Source organism: Roseofilum sp. Guam (assembly GCF_017746735.1).
Taxonomy (GTDB): Bacteria; Cyanobacteriota; Cyanobacteriia; order Cyanobacteriales; family Desertifilaceae; genus Roseofilum; species Roseofilum reptotaenium.
The window spans coordinates 1-22,032 of the sequence record NZ_JAGHZN010000044.1 but is presented as its reverse complement, the minus strand read 5'-3'; the positions used below and the strand labels follow the sequence as shown (position 1 = coordinate 22,032).

General features: G+C 45.0%; 19 protein-coding genes and 1 pseudogene. 10 read left to right on the top strand and 10 right to left on the bottom strand.

All coding sequences use genetic code 11. The annotated features are described in order from the left end of the window. Nucleotides 1–44: 44 nt before the first annotated feature. Nucleotides 45–692, bottom strand: coding sequence for a histidine phosphatase family protein (locus tag J7529_RS17345; RefSeq protein WP_318730019.1), 648 nt, complete (start codon nt 690–692; stop codon nt 45–47). A 63-nt stretch (nt 693–755) separates the two neighbouring features. Here J7529_RS17345 and J7529_RS17340 point away from each other — a divergent pair, with 63 nt between their 5' ends. Then, nucleotides 756–1,487 carry a phytochelatin synthase family protein gene (locus J7529_RS17340; RefSeq protein WP_318730018.1) on the top strand — a complete coding sequence of 244 codons (732 nt, stop codon included), beginning with the start codon at nt 756–758 and terminating at the stop codon, nt 1,485–1,487. A 74-nt stretch (nt 1,488–1,561) separates the two neighbouring features. Here the strand turns inward: J7529_RS17340 and J7529_RS17335 are convergent, their stop codons facing one another. After that, nucleotides 1,562–2,818 (bottom strand): diguanylate cyclase, encoded by a 1,257-nt coding sequence (locus tag J7529_RS17335; protein ID WP_318730017.1) that lies wholly within the window; start codon nt 2,816–2,818, stop codon nt 1,562–1,564. Between the two features lie 293 nt (nt 2,819–3,111). On the opposite strand from J7529_RS17335, the gene J7529_RS17330 reads away from it, so the two are divergent. Continuing rightward, nucleotides 3,112–4,551: an FkbM family methyltransferase gene (locus J7529_RS17330; RefSeq protein WP_318730016.1), complete on the top strand. Its 1,440-nt coding sequence runs from the start codon at nt 3,112–3,114 to the stop codon at nt 4,549–4,551. Between the two features lie 96 nt (nt 4,552–4,647). Here J7529_RS17330 and J7529_RS17325 read toward each other — a convergent pair whose 3' ends face one another. The 3 genes from J7529_RS17325 to rimI all read right to left on the bottom strand — a co-directional run bounded on the left by J7529_RS17325 (nt 4,648) and on the right by rimI (nt 6,235). Beyond that, a complete protein-coding gene (locus J7529_RS17325; RefSeq protein ID WP_318730015.1) occupies nt 4,648–5,190 on the bottom strand; it encodes a peroxiredoxin family protein in 543 nt (180 codons plus the stop codon). A 103-nt stretch (nt 5,191–5,293) separates the two neighbouring features. Beyond that, nucleotides 5,294–5,419, bottom strand: coding sequence for a hypothetical protein (locus tag J7529_RS17320; RefSeq protein ID WP_318730014.1), 126 nt, complete (start codon nt 5,417–5,419; stop codon nt 5,294–5,296). Between the two features lie 297 nt (nt 5,420–5,716). Beyond that, nucleotides 5,717–6,235: a ribosomal protein S18-alanine N-acetyltransferase gene (gene rimI / locus J7529_RS17315; protein ID WP_318730012.1), complete on the bottom strand. Its 519-nt coding sequence runs from the start codon at nt 6,233–6,235 to the stop codon at nt 5,717–5,719. A gap of 132 nt (nt 6,236–6,367) precedes the next feature. On the opposite strand from rimI, the gene lysA reads away from it, so the two are divergent. The 7 genes and pseudogenes from lysA to J7529_RS17280 all read left to right on the top strand — a co-directional run. Then, nucleotides 6,368–7,774: a diaminopimelate decarboxylase gene (gene lysA, locus J7529_RS17310; RefSeq protein WP_318730011.1), complete on the top strand. Its 1,407-nt coding sequence runs from the start codon at nt 6,368–6,370 to the stop codon at nt 7,772–7,774. A 220-nt stretch (nt 7,775–7,994) separates the two neighbouring features. Beyond that, on the top strand, nt 7,995–8,918 hold the full coding sequence (gene cdaA, locus J7529_RS17305; RefSeq protein WP_271944859.1) for a diadenylate cyclase CdaA: 924 nt from the start codon (nt 7,995–7,997) through the stop codon (nt 8,916–8,918). Next, nucleotides 8,915–9,679: an isoprenyl transferase gene (locus J7529_RS17300; protein ID WP_271944855.1), complete on the top strand. Its 765-nt coding sequence runs from the start codon at nt 8,915–8,917 to the stop codon at nt 9,677–9,679. Before cdaA ends, J7529_RS17300 begins: the two co-directional genes overlap by 4 nt. Before the next feature lie 45 nt (nt 9,680–9,724). After that, nucleotides 9,725–11,302, top strand: a complete 1,578-nt coding sequence (locus J7529_RS17295) for a pitrilysin family protein (protein WP_318730010.1) — start codon at nt 9,725–9,727, stop codon at nt 11,300–11,302. A 44-nt stretch (nt 11,303–11,346) separates the two neighbouring features. Continuing rightward, nucleotides 11,347–12,828 carry a M16 family metallopeptidase gene (locus J7529_RS17290; protein ID WP_413038913.1) on the top strand — a complete coding sequence of 494 codons (1,482 nt, stop codon included), beginning with the start codon at nt 11,347–11,349 and terminating at the stop codon, nt 12,826–12,828. Between the two features lie 391 nt (nt 12,829–13,219). Next, nucleotides 13,220–13,384, top strand: coding sequence for a hypothetical protein (locus J7529_RS17285; RefSeq protein ID WP_318730008.1), 165 nt, complete (start codon nt 13,220–13,222; stop codon nt 13,382–13,384). Beyond that, nucleotides 13,381–13,800, top strand: a pseudogene (locus tag J7529_RS17280) (RNA-guided endonuclease TnpB family protein); the annotation flags it as partial. The gene J7529_RS17285 and the pseudogene J7529_RS17280, both read left to right, overlap by 4 nt. A 15-nt stretch (nt 13,801–13,815) precedes the next feature. On the opposite strand, the gene J7529_RS17275 reads toward J7529_RS17280, so the two are convergent. From J7529_RS17275 to J7529_RS17265, 3 genes are all read right to left on the bottom strand, one after another. Beyond that, the gene (locus J7529_RS17275) at nt 13,816–15,993 is read right to left on the bottom strand and encodes a sensor histidine kinase (protein ID WP_318730006.1); all 2,178 of its coding nucleotides are present in this window, start codon (nt 15,991–15,993) and stop codon (nt 13,816–13,818) included. A 98-nt stretch (nt 15,994–16,091) separates the two neighbouring features. After that, complete coding sequence (locus J7529_RS17270; RefSeq protein WP_318730005.1) at nt 16,092–16,844, bottom strand: transporter substrate-binding domain-containing protein; 753 nt, start codon at nt 16,842–16,844, stop codon at nt 16,092–16,094. Nucleotides 16,845–17,071: 227 nt separating this feature from the next. Further along, on the bottom strand, nt 17,072–17,407 hold the full coding sequence (locus J7529_RS17265) for a hypothetical protein (protein ID WP_318730004.1): 336 nt from the start codon (nt 17,405–17,407) through the stop codon (nt 17,072–17,074). A 43-nt stretch (nt 17,408–17,450) separates the two neighbouring features. Here J7529_RS17265 and J7529_RS17260 point away from each other — a divergent pair, with 43 nt between their 5' ends. Next, nucleotides 17,451–18,344, top strand: coding sequence for a cation diffusion facilitator family transporter (locus tag J7529_RS17260; protein WP_271939455.1), 894 nt, complete (start codon nt 17,451–17,453; stop codon nt 18,342–18,344). Nucleotides 18,345–18,722: 378 nt separating this feature from the next. On the opposite strand, the gene guaA is transcribed toward J7529_RS17260, so the two are convergent. After that, a complete protein-coding gene (guaA, locus tag J7529_RS17255) occupies nt 18,723–20,330 on the bottom strand; it encodes a glutamine-hydrolyzing GMP synthase (RefSeq protein ID WP_318730003.1) in 1,608 nt (535 codons plus the stop codon). 118 nt (nt 20,331–20,448) lie between these two features. Beyond that, nucleotides 20,449–21,573 (bottom strand): cobalt-precorrin-5B (C(1))-methyltransferase CbiD, encoded by a 1,125-nt coding sequence (cbiD, locus tag J7529_RS17250; protein WP_318730002.1) that lies wholly within the window; start codon nt 21,571–21,573, stop codon nt 20,449–20,451. Nucleotides 21,574–22,032 lie beyond the last annotated feature (459 nt).

The following is a 22,032-nucleotide window of genomic DNA, read 5'->3' as shown; positions in this document are numbered from 1 at the left end:
TAAAGATCTTGTAACTCCATCACCTGCGAGTGATACGGTCATCTTTAATGAAACCGAACTCGACGCTCATGAAAACTTAAATGGGAGGTATCCCCATTTAACTCCATAATTGAGCGATCGCCATCCTTAATCACCTTGACCACAGCGCACAAAGAAGCATTCACATCTGCTCCGCTCACTCCATCCACTAATCCCATCGCCATTCCTAATACAGACGCACCATGACCGACAAACAACAAATCCTCATGAGGAAACCGGTCAACTAACTCTCGGATCGTTTGTCCTGCACGGGCAAAACATTGGGTCTCAGTTTCCGGATAGCAAGGTTTTCCCTCAATCGGAACCTCTGGATCAATACGAGAAAACTGAGCTGCTAATTCTGATAATGACCGGGTTTTGGGACACTCCGTCATCCATTCTGGATTTAACCACTCTCCCAAACCCCAATGCAAGCGCAGCGGTACATCCAGAACATTCGCCACTCCATGGGCGGTTTGCACCGTTCGCAGAAAGGGGGAGGCAAAAATCCGGCTGATTCCTTCTGATTTTAGGCGATCGGCTAATTCTTGAACTTGAACTAAGCCATTGTCAGACAAAGGCGGATCGTAACGGCGATCGGCCGTATTAAACCACTCCGGATTGACAAAATCCAGGCGGTTGGCATGTCGCGCAATCCAAATTGTTTGAGCCATATATAAATTTTCAATAGTTTTTCTTTTAAATTGATATTAGGTCATTGTAGCAACCCTAGAATCATGGATCGATTTCTGAATTCCCGTAAACCCCTTGTTCTTCTTGTTTTAGGCCTACTGCTGCTCGGTGGCAGAACAGTTGCCCAAACTTTGCCCATTGCTGAACGGTTAATTGAATTTGATTCCTCTCCTGGGGAAGAGCTGTTAGTTGAAAGCCGTGCTAGACAAGATTATGTGCCGTTGAGCATTCAGTTTGAAACCCAAAAAAACCAGGCTTTTTGTGGCGTTGCCAGTATGGTGATGGTGTTAAATGCGTTGGGGATTGAGGCCCCTGATGCACCCGAGTATGGTCGAAAAATGTTTACCCAGGATAATATTTTTAATGCCCAAACCGATCAAGTAATCGCCAGAGAAACGATCGCTAAACAAGGTATGACTCTAGAAGAGTTAGGTGCATTTTTAGCTCGTTATCCCCTAAAAACTCAGGTTTATCACGGGGGCGATCTGAGTTTGCAGGAATTTCGCCAGTTAATGGTAGAAAATTTGCAGCAGCCTGATAATTTTGTGTTGGTCAATTATCTGCGAAAGTCTATTGAACAGGAGCGAGGGGGCCATATTTCTCCAGTAGCCGCCTATCATCGGCAGAGCGATCGCTTCTTGATCCTCGACGTTGCCCGCTATAAGTATCCTCCCGTTTGGGTAACGGCCGAAGATCTCTGGAATTCCACCCGCACCGTAGATTCGGTTTCTGGGAAAACTAGGGGCTTAGTGCTGCTGAATGCCATTAACAATTAACCATTATGGGGTTAGTCTATCTCCGTGTCTGGAGTGTCCCCGCGTCTTCCCATCCCTCATCCCCTAACCTAATTCTACTGAGAATTAGGATCAAAAGGGCCAGAGGTATAGTTATCTAAGTCAGTGCTATTCTCCAACCTTAATCCCTGGGGGGTTTTGACAATAATGTTATCTCCTCCCAGGGCCTGAGCTTCGGCTAAAGCTTCTCCAGCCGTAACAATTAAGGTAACTTCAGAATCATCATTACGAGGGACGACACTACTTACCCCTAAGCTAACAGTGATATAGGGACTAATGGGGGAGTTGGGATGGACTAATTTGAGGCTACTGATTTCTGAATGGATATAGGTGGCCACTTGCATGGCTCCTTCAACGTTAGTTTGGGGTAATAAAATCGCAAACATTTCTCCCCGATAACGAGCAACCATATCTGCTGGTCGTTTCACCACAGAGCGAATGGCATCCGCAATGCTTTTTAAACATTCGTTGCTCGTTTGGGAGCCGTAGCTATAGACATAAGGCTTAAAATAATCAACGCGACAGACAATTAGGGATAGGGGTTTCAAATCTCGTTTCATCCGTCGCCATTCTTGCTCGATAAATTCGTTAAAGCGGCGACGGTTTGGGAGTTGGGTGAGGCGATCGAAAAGAGTAAGATTTTTAACTTTTTTGTTGACAGATTCTAATTCTTTTCGAGTAGTCCATTCTACATAAGAGAGTTGTTCATACTGATAAATAATAAAATAACAGACCAGGAGAATCATGGCCAAAAAGAGAAAAGATTCCACAGTGATGGTCTGGGATAATTCGCTGGGGGGAAAGCCAAAAATCCAGTGATTCACGCAAAAATAAGCAATAACTACCCCTTGAGCAATGATATGAATGGGCCAAGAGACGGGTATGGCAGTCGCTTGCATAACGAACATGACCAACCACAGTTCTGGTTTAAATTCACACACTCCGGCGGCTGTTCCCAGAACTTGAGGTAATAGGGTCACCGACCAGGATAATCCGAGGAATAGTAAGCTAGGATGGCGACGACCAAATTGGGTTTTTTGTAATCCCCAACAACCGACTAGGGCAAATAGGGTAGTAATGCGAGCGCTGAGGAGTTCACTGGCAAATTGCTCACCATAGAGGATCGCTTCAAACAAGGCTATGGCGAAAACTCCACCTAGGGTAATCCAAATAGTTGTCTGAAGACGGGCTAAGATGAGGAACTTGCGCCATTCAGGTTCGATTCGTGCATCTTTTTCCCCAGTTTTTTTTATGTCTTCCGAGGAAGCTGAGTCGTCTTGAGAAGATTGTTTTGGCTTAGATCCCTGATTCATGGTTTATAGGCTATCCGATCGCCTGTGCCGTAATGGACTGTTTAATCGGTTTTGCGATAGTTTACATTAACCGAGGTTCCCAGATATATCATTCATCGACTAAGTGATGCACCCGCGCTCTCTCACTGAATGGGGGGTGGAGTTGGCTGGAGGTGAGGCCGAGCCAATTTCCTCGTTCTGCTATACCTGTGTTTTGAATGTGTCTCTAGAGCAATAGGTCATAGCTTACAATTTTAGCGGAAAGGTTGTTCTCTCTGGCGATTTTGAGAACGGGATGTGTTATGGGTTTCAGTATGGTTAATCTTAATCAGGAATTTCAACAAGCCTATCAGTACCAGCGAGAGGGGAATTGGGAAGCCGCTCGTCTTGGATATGAGCGGGTTTTAGAACTTGATCCTCAACATATGAGTACCCTGGTGAATTTAGGGGTTTTGTATAAGAAACAGGGTGAATATGAGCAGGCATCTCGGTTATATGAGCGGGCGTTGCAACAAAAGCCTAATCATGTGATTGCTCATTACAATTTGGCTTTGGTCTACGAGCAACAAGGACGGTTAGCGGATGCGGTGCGTCATTATAGCCATGGGTTGTTGTTTCAGCCGATGGATGAGAATTTATGCCAACATCTTCAGGCGGCATTGGTTGCTCAGGGAAGTTTTCAGAGCGATCGCCCTTTGTATGAGCAAGCACTGCATCAGGTTTCCCTGAGTGTGCCGGCTTTTATGGAGTTGATTGCTTTTCTGCGTCAGGAAGAATGGCTGGAAGTGGCGATCGCGCTTTTGGAGGCGGCAATCGAACAATATCCTGACCGACCTGCACTCTATGCTTTGTTGGGTGGTATTTATCATCAGATGGGGCATTATGCTGAGGCGATGAAGGGGTTTGAACAGGCGATCGCGCTCTCTCCTCAAGATCCGAATTATATCCAAGATTTAGGCATTACTTCAGCGAAACAAGGAAATTGGGAAGTCGCTCAATCTTATCTGCAAGAGGCTCTAAGTCTTGCCCCTAATCTTCGTAAAGCTACGCGATGGCTCAATTGGGTCAATCTTGTCTGTTCCAAGCCGCCTCAAGTTCAGTTTAAGTCCCACAATCAGGTGATTCAATTTCAGGTTACGGGTAAAAATTTCGATGTAGAATTAACTCAGGTGAACGATCGCCAGTTCTATGAACAGCCGGAACTCGATTTTATCAACGAGACGCTGACACGGCGATCGGTGATTGTTGATGTGGGTGCGAATGTGGGCAACCACTTGGTCTATTTTACCAAAATTTTAGGGGCAGAACGGGTAATTCCGATTGAATTTCAACCGGATAGTATTGCAGCACTGAAAACCAATATTGCCCTGAATCAAGTTACTAATGTAGACTTATCTAAATTAGGTTATGCTGTCGGGAAAAACGCCGGTCATGCCCAACTCGCTAATCATCCTACTGGAGATCTTTGTTTAACAGAACTCAAGGAAGATCCCAAGGGAACGGTAGAATTTTTACCTCTTGATCGGCTGATCGCTACTCCTGTAGATTTCATTAAAATGGATGTGCAAGGATTAGAGCTTGAAGCTTTAGAGGGTGCTGAGGGGCAATTTCGGCAATTTCAACCCGATGCACTGATTGAAGTCACCAGAAGGAATAGACCAGGATTTTTAAACTTCCTGGAGCGAATCAATTACAAGATTATCAAAGAGTTTCGAGAATGGAATTACAGTAACTTCTACATTTCCCAGAGATAGCACTTCGCACGGGCGAGGAAAACGACAATAGGGAATAAGGACATCTGGGTTATTCCTATTCCCTATTCCCTATTCCCTATTCCCTAGCGTGTAGTGCTACAGGTCATCTAAAGTGGCAAGTAACGTCTGAATATCTGCGTTGGGGTGAAGGAAGGAGAAAAGATGCTTGTAGCGCAAAATTCCCCGGTTATCCAGGATAAATTGGGCGGGCAGGGGTGCGCCTAAAGCTTGACCGACGGCGTAGGCGCGGAAGGTGGTACAGTCAGGATCGGAAAGTAGGGGCATTTTTAGGGCCAAATCTTGAACTACGATTTTGCTCTGTTCTGTATCAGTGCTGGTAATTAATAGTACTTCTGCTCCACGCTCCGTAAAGGCTTCATACTGTTCGTTGAGTTGTTTAATGTGAGGAAAGCAAAGGGGGCAGTATTGTTTTTCCGTGAAAATGCGGGTAAAAGCCAGAATCACCGGTTTTTGCTCGCGGTAGTCTGAAAGCCGCACCGTTTCCCCATGGGTGATATTGGGGAGTTGAAAGTCAGGGGGCATCAGTCCCACATCCCAACGACTGGTTGCGGGAATGGGGAAAAAGTTGTGGGCAAAACGTTGATTGAGTAAACCGCGAAAGTCTGTTGAAGTAACCATTTTGGGTAATGGGTGATGCTTCTTAAGGTAGGACTTCTAGTAGTGTAATACTATTTCTGGAAGGAGTATCATAATCTTGTAAGCCAGAATGAATTTCTCCCAATCATTCGTATAATTCTTCATTTCTGGGTTTCTGGTAAAAGGCAGAAATATAATTTGCAATCTGTTCAGGATTTTGTTTGCTTTCTGTGAGAATCTGGGTAAGATATTGGGCAATGGTTTTCGCCATTTCTGGAGTTTTTTTCCTTGATATTATGGATTGAGATTCACCAAGACTTCTCGAAAGGCAGGACCGATGAAACCATCGCGCTCCCTGTTCTGTCACTCTGGTAAAACCCTTGTCTTGATTGAATTCTATAACTCCTACCTAATCGGCGATCGCCACCTCCGAAGGTGACGAAAGAGAGGTAATACTGGCGATCCCCTCCAATTCTACTTCATCCTAGTCATACAAGATATTGCACTTAACAATTAGCTCAAAGCAACTTGCCTTTCAAGGATCGATACTTAATACAGGTGTCCTGAACTATTTAGATTCGGCTTGCTGTTGCCACTGGCTTAACTGTTCTGGAAACTGGGGAGATTGTAAACCATTGAGCCATAAAACTAGGGCATCTTCACCAGTTTCTTGATAATAATTGCGTCTGCGTCCAGCGGTGAGAAAGCCGAGTTTTTGATACAGTCCTAGGGCGCGCTGGTTCGAGGCTTTTACTTCTAGGGTGGCTCTCTCTAAACCCCTTTGTCGAGCAGACTCCAATAAAGCACACAGTAGAAATTGCCCTAAGCCTTGATTTTGATACTGGGGATGAATGGCTAAAATAGTCAAATGAGCTTCTTCGACGATCGCCCAATAGCACCCCAATCCAACCAACTCCTCACCCAAAGAGAGTCCCAATAACTCACTATTTGGACTCTCAAGTTCCCTTTGGTAAGCGTCTAAACTCCATAACTGTCCAAAACAGAGGCGATCGAGGGTAAGCACAGCGTCTAGGTGTTCTGGGGCGATCGCATGGAGAACAACAGGCACAGAAACGGATGGGTTCATAGGGATGGGAAGATAGGGAGATAGGGAGATCTTACAAGGGAATGATTTTAACTCTTGGTGAATTGCAGTTCACCATGGACAATAGAGTATAGAACGAATTAATAATGAATAACGAACCCTCTTCCTGAGATTATGGTATCCACACCCTCCCGCATTACCTCACCCCGTGGCACAGATTATCTTTCCTCTGGAGCAGATCCAGTCAGCGATCGCTCGCCGAATCAACAGTTACTTCCTCTTACCGCTAAAGTCAACAGTGACGATCAATTAACCATTGGTGGTGTCGCTGTTTCTGAATTAGTAAAAATCTATGGCTCTCCCCTCTATATCCTTGATGAAGAGAGCTTACGTGCTGCCTGTCGCCAATACCGAGAAGCCCTTAAGCGCTACTATCCCGGAGAAGCAACGGTTCTGTATGCCTCGAAAGCATGGAATTGTTTAGCTATTTGTGCGATCGCTGGCTCAGAAGGGTTGGGCATTGATGTCGCTTCGGGTGGAGAACTCTACACTGCCCTACAAGCAGGAGTTGCAGCCGATCGGATTTACTTCCATGGCAATAATAAATCCGCTACCGAACTCGCCGAAGCTTTAGAAGTTGGCTCTCATATAGTTGTCGATAACTGGTTAGAATTAGAGTCCTTGGCACAGCTCAGTGGCGCTCAAGAAAAAACCGTTCCGATCCTAATTCGGATTACGCCTGGCATCGAATGTCACACCCATGAATATATTCGCACGGGACATATTGACAGTAAATTTGGCTTCGATCCCAATCAAATTGAAGCGGTTCTCCAAGAGATTGCCCAACAACCGAGCCTAAATTTCCAAGGATTCCACGCCCATATCGGCTCCCAAATTTTTGAACTTGAACCCCATAAAGATCTCCCTGGGGTGATGGTGCAATGGTTCCTAAAAGCTAAAGAAATTGGCTTATCTCCCTCCGTCCTCAATGTAGGCGGCGGTTTAGGAATTCGCTATACCGAAGACGACGATCCCCCCTCCATTGACGCTTGGGTGAAACAAGTTTGTACCGCGATGGTAGCAGCCTGCAAAAACGCCCAAATTACTCCCCCGCACCTCATCTGTGAACCTGGACGTTCCTTAGTCGGTTCATCCTGTATCACTGCCTACACCGTCGGCTCCCGTAAAGCCATTCCTGACATGCGAACCTATATCGCTGTAGATGGAGGCATGTCCGACAATGCTCGCCCGATCACCTATCAAGCCCTCTATCGTCCTGTAGCTGTCGATCGCATGGCCCAACCCTGTACGGAAACTGTAACTGTTGCTGGTAAACATTGCGAATCTGGCGATATTCTAATCCAACAAGCCCAACTTCCCCCCTTGCAATCTGGGGATATCCTCGCCATTTTAGCCACGGGAGCATACAACTATAGTATGGCTTCCAACTATAACCGCGTTACCCGACCAGCCGCTGTCTTAGTCGGAGAGGGTCAAGGTCAAGTGATTATTGAGCGGGAAACCTATCAAGACTTGGTAAGCTGCGATCGTCTTCCCGATCGCCTCAAATCCATTTCTTAGCAATCACAGGAGACTCGAAACTGGGGTCAGATTGAGTCTGTCCCTAGCTTCAGGTAGCGATCGTCACCTGAATACCCTCTGAAGTGTCCAAGGTAGGAAGCGTGCAGTACCTGCTTAGGGATGTTTAAGGGCAGGATAAAACCCAGTTTTGCCACTGCCCACTCCCTCTTGCCTCTTGCCTCTTGCCCACAGCCTATTCCCTATTCCCTATTCCCTAGCTATGGGAGATCTTTTAACACAATGGTTATCCAACTTAACTGATACTCACAAAAACCTGCTGCATACGGTTGACTTCATCTCTGTTTTGATGTTGACCTACATGGTCTTGATGATTATTGGTGAACGTCGAACTTTGTGGATGGTGCGAGGATTCATTATTCTAATGCTGGCCACCGCCATCAGTTCTGTTGTGAACTTAACCTTACTGAGCTTTGTGTTAAACAAATTAGTCATTGGTTCTGCCGTCGCTATGGCTGTAATTTTGCAGTCCGAGTTTCGTCGGTTGCTGGAACAATTGGGCCAAGGACAAGTCATTGGTTTGTTCCTTCCCCCATCTGAGCCTCCCCCCAAAGCAGAGAGTGTGATTGATGAAATTGTCGATGCCGTTAAAGACCTGTCTCAAAACCGGACGGGGGCACTGCTGATTTTAGAAACGACTGGGCCCATTGATGAGCGCGATTTTTCTGTTCCTGGGGTAAGGTTAAATGCAGAAGTTTCCAAGGAGTTGTTACAAACTATTTTCCAAACCAGTACCCTGTTACATGATGGAGCGGTTTGGATTCGCATGTCTCGTATTATTGCGGCTGGAGTCATTTTACCCCTATCCGATCGCACCGCCTCCCGTAAGCTGGGGACTCGTCACCGAGCAGCCATGGGCATTACTGACCGCGTGGAAAACTGTCTGTGTGTTGTCGTTTCTGAAGAAACCGGTTCTATCTCTCTGGCGGAAAAGGGTCTCCTGAATCGTCCCTTAACCAGCAGTAAACTAAAGGAACTCTTAGAAGCCAAATTCTCTCAATCAGTAGAACGGGAGGCCGTTGCCCCCGATTTGCGAAATTTGGGTCGCCAGCTCAATACTCAAGGTGCAGCGATGGTTGCACGCCTACTCCGTTTACCTTCTTCTGATTCTCAAAAGAAAAAATGACTGCAAAGCAAATTATTGACCATACTCTGAAGACTCTCCCTAGTGACCTCGATCCCCAAAAGCTTCCTCGTCATGTTGCAGTAATTATGGATGGTAATGGTCGCTGGGCCCAACAGCGAGGACTCCCTAGAATTATGGGACACACTCGTGGAGTAGATACGGTACGGGAGTTAGTACGCTGTTGTGATGATTGGGGTATCCAAGCCCTAACCGTTTATTCCTTTTCCACTGAAAATTGGAAGCGTCCTCCCCAAGAGGTCAGTGTAATTATGACCTTGCTAGAACAGTTCCTCCAACGGGAATTACCAGAAATGATGGACAGAAAAATTCGCTTAGAGTTGGTGGGAGGTCTACAAGATTTACCCAATTCTGTGCAAAAACAAATTCAAAAATCCATGGGGACAACTTCTCAGAATGAAGGGATGCGGTTTACAGTGGCGACGAACTATGGAGGACGGCAGGAGATTTTACAAGTCTGTCAAGCTCTAGCAGCACAGGTGAAACAGGGAGATTTAAATCCGGAAGATATCGATCAAGCCTTGTTTGAACGTCATTTGTATACGGTGAATGTGGGCGATCCGGATCTGTTGATTCGCACCAGTGGGGAAATGCGAATTAGTAATTTTCTGTTGTGGCAGTTGGCCTATGCGGAAATTTATATTACGGATATCCTGTGGCCGGATTTTGACCGAGCTGAGATGCATCGGGCGCTCTGGGAGTTTCAAAAGCGCGATCGCCGCTTTGGTAAAGTGAAGTCTTAATTTCGATACCATTAAAAATTAGGTATACTTGTCATCCTATTCCTTATGAACAGAGTTCAGTTGACCGATAGAGGGCGGTTACTGCCCTTGAATCTCAAAAAATTAGTAGCTTTTCTCTTGAGTATCCTGGTTGGCGTTTATGTGCTGGGGGTAGAACCGGCGATCGCCTTAATTCAAGATCCGAGCGAGTTTTCGATTCAACCCTATTTAGATAACGTCGAAAAACAAGTTAAAACGTTCAGGCTCGATAACGGTCTCCGGTTTATTGTCCTCGAGCGCCATCAAGCACCCGTGATATCATTCATGCTCTATGCCGATGTTGGGGGAGCCAATGAACCGGTCAGTAAAACCGGTGTTGCCCATTACTTAGAACACCTCGCTTTCAAGGGAACTACGGCGATCGGAACAACAGACTATGCAGCGGAAAAACCCTTGATGGATGAACTCGATCGCCTCTTCGATCAAATTCAAGCCGCTCAAGCCAATGGAAATACAGAAGAAGCTCAAGAACTACAAGCTAAATTCGATCAAATTAATCAACAAGCCTCCGAGTACATCAAACAAAATGAATTTGGTCAAATCGTGGAACAGTTTGGGGGTGTGGGACTAAACGCCACGACTTCCACGGATGCGACCCGCTACTTTTTTAGCTTGCCCTCCAATAAACTAGAATTGTGGATGTCCCTAGAGTCAGAACGATTCCTAGACCCGGTGTTTCGGGAATTTTACCAGGAAAAAGAGGTGATTCTGGAAGAGCGACGGATGCGTAGTGATAATTCTCCAATTGGGAAAATGATTGAAGCCTTTCAAGATACAGCATTCAAAGTCCATCCCTATCGTCAACCCGTGATTGGCTATGAGGAAGACTTACGCAATCTCACCCGGCAAGATGTGAAAGATTTCTTCGAGACCTATTATGTGCCCAATAATCTGATTGTAGCGATCGTAGGTGATGTCAACATCGATGAAATTAAAAAACTAGCCCAAACCTATTTTGGTCGCTTTCCAGCTCGCCCCACTCCCAAAGTCAAGATACCGGTGGAACCCAAACAAACCGAAACCCGCGAAGTGACCCTAGAACTGCCGACCCAACCGATGTATTTAGAGGGCTATCACCGTCCGGCCGGCAACGATCGAGATCATGCAGTGTACGATCTGATGGGAGCCATTCTCAGTAATGGCCGGACGGCTCGCTTGTATAAGTCCTTAGTAGAAGAGAAACAAGTCGCCCTATCTGCGGCGGGCTTTAGTGGATTTCCGGGCGACAAATACCCCAATTTAATGCTGTTTTACAGCCTAACGGCTCCAGGGCATACAGTCGATGAAGTGGCGGAAGCTTTACAAGTCGAAATTGAACGGCTGAAAACCGAACCGGTGAGTGAAACTGAATTAAATCGGGTGAAAACTCAAGCCAAAGCCAGTTTATTAGGCACGCTAGATTCTAATTCGGGTTTAGCGAGTTTATTAGCAAAATATGAAGCAACAACCGGATCGTGGCGCAATTTATTTCAGGAAGTTGAAGCCATTGAAGCGGTGAGGCCTCAAGATATTCAGCGAGTCGCACAAGCGACATTTACCCCAGAAAATCTCACTATTGGGCGATTGTTAACCGCGAGTAATTAACCGTTAGGTAACCGATTACCTATTACCCATTACCCAAAAAAATGATGCAAGTACGACGAGTGATAAAAAAGATGGTTCGGGGACTGTGGCTGGCTTTAATGGTGCTAAGTTTAACTTTAACGGTTCAATGGCATGAATCGGCAGTTGCAGCTCAGGCGAAACCCTACAATGAGTTAACCTTTCCCCCCCTTCCAGAGGTGACCATTCCAGAGTATACACAGTTTACGATGGACAATGGGATTCAGGTCTTTTTGATGGCAGACCGGGATTTACCTTTGGTAACAGGAAGAGCGATGTTTAATACGGGCGATCGCCTGGAACCCAAGGAAAAAGTTGGGTTAGCTGGGTTAGTAGGCGTAGTGATGCGTAGCGGTGGAACCCAAACCTATACCCCAGATGAACTTAACCGATCGCTCGAAGATCGAGCCGCTTCGATTGAAACTTCGATTGGAACTTCAGCCGCTACGGCTCAGTTTAGTGCTTTAACGCCCGATACCGATGAGGTGTTAAGACTCTTTGCCCAAGTATTGCGCCAACCGGCTTTTAATGAGCAGCAATTGCAGTTAGCGAAAACTCAACTTGAAGGCAGTATAGCCCGTCGCAATGATAGCCCCGATGATATCGCCAGTCGAGAATTTCAGAAGCTCATTTATGGAGCCGAAAGTCCCTATGCGCGGACAGTGGAATATGAGACGTTAGAGGCGATCGATCGCCAAGATCTGATTGACTTTTATCAACAGTATTTTGTCCCCAATAATATGATGCTGGGTTTAGTGGGGGATTTTGACCCAGCCCAAATGCGACAAAAATTAGAAGCGACATTTAGAGATTGGCAACCGAATCCGAATTTTAAGCATCCTCCCCTGCCACAAGTTTCCCAGAGCCAAGCCGGGGAGATTTTTCTGGTCAATCAACCGCAACTGACTCAGAGTAATGTGTTGATGGGCCATTTAGGTGGACAGTTGGATAGTCCTGACTTCTTTGCCTTGTCAGTGATGAATGAGGTGTTAAATGGGTTAGGGGGTCGCTTGTTTAATGAGGTGAGATCGCGTCAAGGGTTAGCGTATTCGGTTTATGGGGTTTGGAGTGCCCGCTATGACTATCCAGGGATATTTATTGCTGGGGGTTCAACTCGTTCAGAAGCAACCGTTCCGTTTATTCAAGCGTTGCGTCAAGAGTTCGATCGCATTATCCAAAAGCCCATTACTGCCCAAGAATTAGCCGCAGCTAAAGATGGAGTCCTCAATTCCTTTGTGTTTAATTTCCAACAACCCTCTCAAACCCTTTCCCGCCTGATGCGCTATACCTATTATGGTTATCCTGAAGATTTTATCTTCCAATATCAACGAGGTGTGGAAGCCACCACAATTGAGGATGTGCAGCGGGTAGCACAGGAATACCTGCAACCTGAAGAGATAGTGACGTTGGTGGTGGGAAATCAAGACCAGATCGATCCACCCTTGAGTGCATTAAGTGAGGATGGTGGGGTGACGGCGATCGATGTTACGATTCCTGGACAAAGTTAATAGCCCACATTCCGCACGACAATTTGTGGTATATTACTGTAACATGAATGCTGGGGGTCACGTAGTGACCCCTTAATATATAACCATGAAACTCTCAGACTATACTAAAAAAGCCGGGGTGAGTTATCAAACGGCGTGGAGATGGTGGCAAAAAGGTCATCTAATATCATTTCGCTATAAACATGCACTTAACAAGGGGCTTAAGCCCCTTGCCCCTCAAGGAGAGATTGTAGCAAACATTTAAGGATTTGATATAACGGGCTATCAACTGCCTTCGGGGACAATTATCATTACCGAAGAAGGGAAGAAAAAAACCGAGAGAATTGCCTGTATTTATGCCAGAGTCTCTAGTGCAGAAAATAAAGATAACCTTGAGATCCTGTTAGAAGAGATGGGAAAAACTGTTGAGATTGTCAATCATAGCGAGGATAAACAAGATGAATTGATGGAAGATTTAATTGCTATCATTACTTCATTCTGTTCTCGTCTTTATGGATTAAGACGCTCGAAACGGAAAAGGGAAAAAATCATTGCCGAATTAAAGGAGATCTCGTGAAATTAGCCGAAAGACATATTATCACTCATAGTCATCGGTTTTGGAATGAGATAGATGAGTTATCATGGCATTCCAAAAACCTCTACAATGCGGCTAATTATCTAATCCGTCAAAACTTTATCTATGGTCACGGTTATTTGAACTATAACCGCATGGATAAATTCATGCAAAAGACGGAACAATATCGCGCTTTACCTGCCAAAGTCTCTCAACAGGTGTTACGAGGATTAGACAAAAACTGGCAATCCTTTTTTGCCTCCAATCAAGCCGACAAAGTCAACAAGGAGAAGTTTTTAGGAAAGCCGAAAATTCCCCAATATAAAAACACCCAAAAAGGTCGTAACTTATTGGTATACACTCAACAAGCCCTGAGTCAAGTGGCGTTAAAAAAAGAAAAAATAAAACTCTCAAAAACTCTGACTATATTTTGGTTAAGTATAACCCAATTTTATCGGTAATCTTATCAAAAATTCTGCCCCTTTTCCAGGGGTAGAGTTGCAAAGGAGTTCCCCCTTATGTTTCTCGACAATAATTTGATAGCTAATAGAGAGACCTAACCCGGTTCCTCGGCCCACGGGTTGGGTGGTAAAAAAGGGATCAAAAATAGAAGATATGACCGATTCACTAATTCCTGGGCCGTTATCAGAAATGCGAATTTGCACCCGATCTTCTGAGAGGTCTTGGGTTTCAATCCATAGGGTGGGATCGATAATATCGGGTTCAGATAGGGCATCTATGGCATTTTCTAGGATCTGAAAAAAGACTTGATTGATTTCGCCAGGGTAACAAAAAACATTGGATACTCTGGTATAGTTTTCAATAACTTGAATCGATTGTAAATTCGCTTGCAAAATCATTAAGCTGTTCTCTAATCCATCTTGGATGTTCACCCATTTTTGATCGGATTCATCCAAGCGGGAAAAGCTACGCAATCCTAACACGATTTTCTGAATGCGATCGGCTCCACTCTGCATAGAGATCATTAGGTTTTGAAAATCTTCAACAATAAAATCTAGATCTATTTCTTGTGTTTTTTGATGGATTTCATTGGCGGATTCCGGATGGTGTTTTTGATAGAGTTCAATCAACTCAATCAATCCTTCTAGATATTCTTTGGCATGGGGTAAGTTGCTGTAAATAAAACTGATGGGATTATTGATTTCGTGGGCGACTCCGGCAACAATTTGACCTAAACTGGACATTTTTTCCGTTTGAATGAGTTGGGATTGTGTTTGTTTGAGTTCTTGTAGGGCTTGCTCGGTTTTTTCTTTGGCGAATTTGAGGGCTTCGGTGCGTTTTTCAACCCGTTCTTCTAAGGTTTGGTTGGCGGTTTCTAAGGCTTGGAAAGAATGACGCAGTTGTTGGGACATTTGGTTAAAGGAACGGCGCAAGGTTTCTAATTCGCGCAGATAGAAGTGGGGTAAGTGTTGATTGAGGTTGCCTTTGGCGATCGCTTCAGTGGCTTGAATAAGCTGATGTAAGGATTGGCTAATCCAACGGGATGTTCTTAAGCCGAGTAAAATGGACACGAAGAGGGCGATCGCACACAATTGTATGGTAATCCACGTATTAGCGTTGATTTGCTCCATAAAATCGGCTTCTGGAACCACCACCACAATGATCCAATCGATGCCTTGGGCATTCTGAAAGGGGGTGACTTGTAAAAATTGCCGCTCTCCTTCGAGCAAAAACGCTGAATTTTCCGTGGTTTCCACGTTTTCTAAAGTGTCAAATTCTTCTTGCAGATATTGGGCAGAGGATTGAATGAGGCGATCGCTGGTATTGGTGGCTTGAATTCTGAGGGTTGTGCCATAGGTGACGAGAAAGGGGCGATCTAGGGTGGAACTGGCAACTAATAAGCCGGAACGCTCTAAAATAAAGGCTTCTGCCCCTGGACTAATATCTAAGGTTCCTAAAAAATCACTTACTTCTGAGAGGCGAAATTCCGCACCGAAAACACCTAAGAGTTGGCCGATTTCGGTATAAACGGGTTGATTGACAGTGGTGGCTAAGGTTTCTGAACCGAGGTGGGTGTAAATGCCTCCCCAAGTCGCTTTTCCGGCTTGAATAGCATTCTCGTACCACACTTCTAGGCGGCTATCGTAGTCTGGGGTGGAGGACAAGAGCTGTCCCCGTTCTCGATCGCCATTTAATTGATAGGTTTCTAGGGTTTGCTCTGTGTCTGGATTGGCTAAGGATAGCACATATCCATCCGGCGATCGCTCTAAGCCTAAAAATTCTCCCTGCTCGCTACTAAACTTTATCGCGCTAATTGATTCAAACGCTTGTAATTGCTTACCAAAATAGGCTTGTAGTTGCTGATAATCTTGGAGGTTGAGTAAGTTGAGGTTTACAACATCCTGATTAATTTGATTGACTAAATATAAATCATGAATATAATTAGCAAGTTCCTGCTCAATGCGAGCAGTGATTTCCTGACGGAGTTGGGTTGTGACTTGATTAATTGCTTTTTGTCCATTCCGGAGGGAGAGCCAACCGGTTAAACTAACAGCTAAGGACACTTGCAGCACAAAGGGCACAATTAAAACAACCCTTAAAGACAGTTTACGAGGCAGGAGAGCAGTCCAAGTTTTGAGACGTTTAAGCATGGGAAAAAAAGGATATCAAGTTCCCTCCCAGACGTTGGAATGAGTAATGAGTAATGAGTTTTGAGCCAGAATAGTGCTGTAAAGTGAATGGGGTTGAATTAGCTGAACCATTTCTGGATCAGTTCTTTTATTTTTCCAGTCTCTTTCATTTCGGTTAAAACTTGATTAAAGGATTCGGTATAGGCAGAACCTTTAGGGAGGGCGATCGCCGATCCACTCGATTCGGTGTCAAAGGGTTGGGTAAAATCTAAATCTGGGTTCGCGGAAGCATAACGCTCTGCTACCGTGGACTCGATAATCGCTGCATCTAGGGTTTTTGCTTTCACCTCTTGGATAATTTCGCCAATTTTGTCGAACTCGACTAACTCAATCCCGGTAATCTTTTTAGCTGCATCTGCCTGAATCGATCCCCCTTGTACCCCCACCCGCTTGTCTTTTGCGTCCTCTTTGAAGTTGATATTTGCCCCTCTAGGCATGAGAATAATACTGGAAGCTTGATAATAGAGATCCGTAAACTCCACCTTGGCTTGGCGCTCCCGTGTAGGAGACATCCCTGCCATTACAAAATCTACTTCATTATTTTCTAAGGCAGGAATGAGGCGATCGAAGTTCATATCCTCAATTTTCAGCTCAAAATTAAGAGACTCGGCTAAATATTGGGCAATGTCTACATCAAAACCAATAATCCGTTCTTCTCCTCCTGTACTATCTTTAAATTCATAGGGAGGATAATCGGCAGAAGTTCCCATAATTAAAGTAGTTGAAGTGCGGGTTGGACTACAAGCAGAAAAAATCAGTACACTAAAGAAGGCTGTTATACTGAGAATCAGAAATGTTTGGATTGATTTCATGGAAGGGGTGAGTAATGGGTAATGAGTTTTGAGGATAGGAGAGACCAACCTATTATTATATCAAATATCAGAATTGCTCATTACCCATCCCCGCCAGGACGGTTCTTCAGGACTTATTATACTAAACTGTTAAGGGGTGACGTAAAAAATTGCCAATTCATCTAAAATCCTTAAAAATAGTTTTCCCATTACCGATTACCGATTCCCCTTCTACTGCACCAAGCGCTCTATCCCAAATAGACATTGAGGTCTTCAATCACACGGGTCAGTTCTGCTTCGGTACTCAGGCGCAGGCGATCGCTTTTCAGAGTCACCAAAACCTTTGCTGCAAAAGGACTTGCATAAATATTAGGATTACAAAATATCTCTAGGAAAACGTCCCCATTATGGTGATATTCCATCGGTGCTTGAGGCTGTTTCCGTCCTGGAGTCACTGGCTGTGCCGCTAAAGTTTTGAGCCGATCCATCAATTGATTAATTTCTGCTTTCAGGTTTTGGGCAGCTTCGGGAGTAAAATTAAAAGATACAGAACCTTGGGCAAAGTTGAGAGTTAGTTGGGTCATACGTCTATAAACCGGATTAGACTATTGTCTATCCTAGAAGATAATGGTTACAGATATTCGTTCTAAAGTCCGTCAAGTGTTGTTCATTACGTTAGGACTCAATGTACTGGCGTTATTGATTAAAGTCCTCGTGGGCTGGAAAACTGGCTCACTCAGCTTATTAGCCGATGCCCTTCATAGTGTCACCGATAGTGCCAATAATATCCTAGGATTAGTTGCCAATCACTTCGCCTCACCCAAACCCGATCGCGAACATCCCTATGGACATCAGAAATTTGATGCTATTGGCGCTTTGGGAATTGCCGCGTTTTTAGGGTTTGCTTGTTTTGAAATTGTCTCAAGTTCCCTCGAGCGTCTCACTTCTCAAGGCGATCCTCTGACGATTGAATTTGAAGATTTATGGATATTACTGATTGTTTTGGGGATTAATATTTTTGTCGCCTTTTATGAACGAGCCGTCGGTCAACGGATTGGCAGTGGTATTTTAGTTGCGGATGCCAAACATACCATGAGTGATGTTTGGGTGACGATTATGGTTTTGGGGGGATTATTGGGAGTGGTTTTAGGCTATCCCCTTTTAGATGTGCTATTAGCGTTTCCCGTGGCTCTATTGGTATTTTATAGTGGTTGGGAAGTTCTCAAGGATAATTTACCCTGGTTAGTGGATGAAATGGCGATCGCCCCCGAAGCTATTCATGATACCGTCATGGAAGTTCCAGGTGTGCTAAACTGTCATGATATTGCCTCACGGGGCATTGTCGGCCGGCAAGTCTTTATTGAAATGCATCTGATTGTCGATGCGATCGATGTGGCAACTTCCCACGAAATTACCGAAGCAGTAGAAGCCCATTTACAGGAAAAATATCACCCCGTTCGGGTTCTCATTCATGTAGAACCTCCCGATTATCACTCCAACCAAATTACGTTTCAACCATAAGCGAATCCTTGAGAATTACTTTAGGTTTTCCACAGAATCACCTAGAGCGATACACCCTAGGGAAGAGGAAATAGGGAATAGGGAATAGTTTATGATAACAAGGTTTCAAGATAGATCGGTGTACTAACTTATGTTTTACTCCGATCTATTTTTCCACAGTTGACTCATGTTTTTCCACAGGTTCAGAGCGATAGATCCCCATCATCTGCCCATCGGATTAGAGGTAAAAGAGGGGAGGATCAGCAAGTGTCAAAGGAAGAGGGAAGAGACAATAGGCAATAGGGATAAAAATACAGGATTACTCCATTCCTATTTATTTTTTACTCACTGATGCAAGAGGTCTATTGTATTCCCTCTGACTCGCCAAAGGGCTAGATTTTATTCCCATTCAATCGTTCCAGGAGGTTTGGAGGTAATATCATAAACCACCCGATTTACCCCTTTCACTTCATTCACAATACGATTAGAAATAGCTTCTAAGAGATCGTAGGAAACCCTTGACCAATCCGCAGTCATGCCATCTTCACTGGTAATAAAGCGCAACACTACAGGATGAGCATAGGTGCGTTGGTCTCCCATCACTCCAACACTGCGGATGGGTAAAAGAACGGCAAACGCTTGCCAAAAGTCATGATAAATCCCTCGCTGGCGAATTTCATCCCGGACAACAAAATCTGCATCTCGGAGAATGTTCAGTTTGTCTGCCGTGACTTCCCCTAGAATACGAATGGCTAAACCGGGGCCGGGGAAGGGATGACGTTGAACAATTTCTTCTGGGAGACCGATGGAGCGTCCAAGTTTGCGAACTTCATCTTTAAACAGTTTTCTCAGGGGTTCAATCAGCTTAAATTGTAGGTCTTTGGGTAATCCTCCCACGTTGTGATGGCTTTTAATTTTGACTGCCACCCGTTCGCCGGTTTTCGGGTCCATGTTGGTATCGGCTGATTCAATTACATCGGGGTAGAGGGTTCCCTGAGCTAGATAATCAAAGGGGCCTAAGCGTTTGGATTCTTCTTCAAAGACGCGGATAAATTCATGGCCGATGCGTTTGCGCTTGACTTCGGGATCGGTTACCCCTTCAATGGCTTTGATGAAGCGATCGCGGGCTTCGATATATTTCACATGAATATGGAATTGTCCTTCAAACATTTCTATCAAGGATTCAGGTTCGCCTTTTCGCATAAATCCTTGGTCGATGAACATGCAGGTGAGTTGATCGCCGATCGCTTTATGCAGTAAAAAGGCTAAGGTTGAAGAATCAACTCCTCCGGATAGGGCGAGTAATACCCGTTGATCGCCCACTTTAGCGCGAATTTCCCGGATGGACTCTTCCACAAACGCTTCTGTTGTCCAAGTGGGTTCAGCATCACAGATATGATAGACAAAATTGCGAATCAGGGCGATACCACCAATGGAGTGAACCACTTCGGGATGAAATTGTACGCCATAGAGTTTCCGCTCATGATTGGCGATCGCCGCACAGCGCGTATTATTAGTATGGGCAAGAATTTCAAATCCTTCTGGCAGAGCTAAACAGGAATCCGCATGACTCATCCACATGGTGTTGCCATTATCTACGTTGGTCAATAAATCTGTGGGATCGTCAATAAACAGGGCTGCCTTTCCATATTCACCCCGTTCTGCTTTTTCCACGTTACCGCCTAATTGTTGCACCATCAATTGCATCCCATAGCAAACACCCAGAATAGGGATACCCATGTGGAAAATTTGGGGATCGCACTGGGGCGCTCTCGGATCGTAAACTGAGTTGGGTCCACCAGAAAGAATAATGCCTTTAGGATTAATTCTTTGAATTTGTTCTACAGAGGTTCGATAGGATAGAACTTCTGAGTAAACTTGGGTTTCTCGAATTCGACGGGCAATCAGTTCAGAGTATTGGGAACCGAAATCGAGGATAACGATCATTTGGCGATTCAAGGCGCGAATGGGAGGTGTAGGAAGGGAGGTTTGGGTTTGCACAGTCATAAGCAGTGGTCGATGCGATCAATAACAGGAATACAAGACTTTTAGTTGTGCGTAGGGCGAACTGAAGGCAAGTGCCCACTCGTCGTAGGGGTGAATAATAATTGATCTTTTTAGGGTATCACAAGAGCGAACCTCTGATGTTTATATTTTCGCATGAGTGAAGAATAATCTGGCGATCGCCATCAAAGAGAACGGAGCGAACGGTTACCTGTTGCTGGGTTTGCTTATAGATATAGGTCTGAGATCGGAGATCGATTTGGGTCACGATTTCCCCATAAACTCGCTCGACCCAATTTTCCCCTGATTCCTGTTCCCACTGACGCAGTTGCTCTAAGCCTTCTTGTACGGTTTTAGCACTCAATAGAGCGTGTAATTTGTCTCCTGGCAGACCCACCTTTGCCCCATAAGCCGTTAAAATTTCTAAGCGGCCATCAGCTAGATCGTGGTGCGTATGGAAAATGCCCCCCGCTAACTTAATGAGTTTGCCATGATAGCCCCATAAAATAATCTCCTTAACCTGTTGCGCTCCCGCTTCTGCTAACATGGGGCCTAACCAATTGGCTGTTTTGACGATTTGTTGAGGATCGATACCCTTTTGTTGAGCTAAGGCTAAACCATTTTCACCTAAGCAGAAAAATAGGCGATCGTGTTGCTGCGCTTTTTCCTGTAAAATTCGTCGAAATTGGCTTAACTGTTCCGGAGAACTCAAAGGTTGAGAAATACCTGTCGTTCCCAATAAAGATAATCCTTCCACTATTCCAAAGGCTTCTAGAGAGGTACGTTTGGCTAAATTCCGTCCTTCCGGAAGCACTAAAGTAACGCGAATGCTTTGATTGGGGGATAATTGCGATTTAAGATTGCGATTGAGTAGTTGCCGAGCATAACCATAAATGGCTGCTTTTCCTTCATGATCCACCTGTTTCCCAATTCCTTCTCCCCCTTCAATTTCAATCCGATTCTCAGATTCTGATGCTGTCGTGGATAAAGTTTCGACTAACGCCCAAACGGGAGTATAACGGGTCAAATCCAGATTATCACCCGGGTCACTATGACTGATCCCCAAGGCCATTCCAGGTCGAATTCTGGAGACTTCGGCGATCGCGACATTGACCCTTTCGGCAGGATCGATTAAATCTAGAGATACACTTTCGATCTCTTGTGTCCCATTTAAACAATTCAATGCCGCCACCGCTGAAGCGGCCGCAAAGACAGGTAAGGTATATCCAGGGCGAGGTGAACTCAAATCTTTACATTATCTATGGGGCCAAACTAACAAGCAGGGAGGGATTTGAACTCCGGTCTACCATTAGCAGGTGCTAGTTTAGCATTTGTACGCTTCTCAATGGGGATCGGAAAAACTTAGAACTAAACAGCCCGGCAAACCCCATGGTCAGTGTTATAGTCGTTTTAAGTTAATTTGAAGTAGGGAAGCGAGCGCTGGTTTGACGACTTGCAGTGGCTCACCGAGAAAAATTCAAATTTTTAAGAGGGCGAAGACGGGATTTGAACCACCGTCCGTTCTATGCTTAACGCTAACTGAACAGCTAGAACCCTTACCTCGCACACATTCAGCGTCTTGAAATCAAAAATGTGTTGAATGTGTGTTGATGAATACAGCGCGAAGCGCTGTATTGAGGTACAATGGTTGAGGAAGAGATTTGATGGGTATGAAGAGACAATCAAAGCATATTCAGTAGATTTA

What these genes read in the sequence shown, in the direction of transcription:
- J7529_RS17345 (WP_318730019.1), bottom strand. Translation starts at nt 692, where the DNA reads ATGGCTCAAACAATTTGGATTGCGCGACATGCCAACCGCCTGGATTTT.
- J7529_RS17340 (WP_318730018.1), top strand. Translation starts at nt 756, where the DNA reads ATGGATCGATTTCTGAATTCCCGTAAACCCCTTGTTCTTCTTGTTTTA.
- J7529_RS17335 (WP_318730017.1), bottom strand. Translation starts at nt 2,818, where the DNA reads ATGAATCAGGGATCTAAGCCAAAACAATCTTCTCAAGACGACTCAGCT.
- J7529_RS17330 (WP_318730016.1), top strand. Translation starts at nt 3,112, where the DNA reads ATGGTTAATCTTAATCAGGAATTTCAACAAGCCTATCAGTACCAGCGA.
- J7529_RS17325 (WP_318730015.1), bottom strand. Translation starts at nt 5,190, where the DNA reads ATGGTTACTTCAACAGACTTTCGCGGTTTACTCAATCAACGTTTTGCC.
- J7529_RS17320 (WP_318730014.1), bottom strand. Translation starts at nt 5,419, where the DNA reads ATGGCGAAAACCATTGCCCAATATCTTACCCAGATTCTCACAGAAAGC.
- rimI (WP_318730012.1), bottom strand. Translation starts at nt 6,235, where the DNA reads ATGAACCCATCCGTTTCTGTGCCTGTTGTTCTCCATGCGATCGCCCCA.
- lysA (WP_318730011.1), top strand. Translation starts at nt 6,368, where the DNA reads ATGGTATCCACACCCTCCCGCATTACCTCACCCCGTGGCACAGATTAT.
- cdaA (WP_271944859.1), top strand. Translation starts at nt 7,995, where the DNA reads ATGGGAGATCTTTTAACACAATGGTTATCCAACTTAACTGATACTCAC.
- J7529_RS17300 (WP_271944855.1), top strand. Translation starts at nt 8,915, where the DNA reads ATGACTGCAAAGCAAATTATTGACCATACTCTGAAGACTCTCCCTAGT.
- J7529_RS17295 (WP_318730010.1), top strand. Translation starts at nt 9,725, where the DNA reads ATGAACAGAGTTCAGTTGACCGATAGAGGGCGGTTACTGCCCTTGAAT.
- J7529_RS17290 (WP_413038913.1), top strand. Translation starts at nt 11,347, where the DNA reads ATGCAAGTACGACGAGTGATAAAAAAGATGGTTCGGGGACTGTGGCTG.
- J7529_RS17285 (WP_318730008.1), top strand. Translation starts at nt 13,220, where the DNA reads ATGGGAAAAACTGTTGAGATTGTCAATCATAGCGAGGATAAACAAGAT.
- J7529_RS17275 (WP_318730006.1), bottom strand. Translation starts at nt 15,993, where the DNA reads ATGCTTAAACGTCTCAAAACTTGGACTGCTCTCCTGCCTCGTAAACTG.
- J7529_RS17270 (WP_318730005.1), bottom strand. Translation starts at nt 16,844, where the DNA reads ATGAAATCAATCCAAACATTTCTGATTCTCAGTATAACAGCCTTCTTT.
- J7529_RS17265 (WP_318730004.1), bottom strand. Translation starts at nt 17,407, where the DNA reads ATGACCCAACTAACTCTCAACTTTGCCCAAGGTTCTGTATCTTTTAAT.
- J7529_RS17260 (WP_271939455.1), top strand. Translation starts at nt 17,451, where the DNA reads ATGGTTACAGATATTCGTTCTAAAGTCCGTCAAGTGTTGTTCATTACG.
- guaA (WP_318730003.1), bottom strand. Translation starts at nt 20,330, where the DNA reads ATGACTGTGCAAACCCAAACCTCCCTTCCTACACCTCCCATTCGCGCC.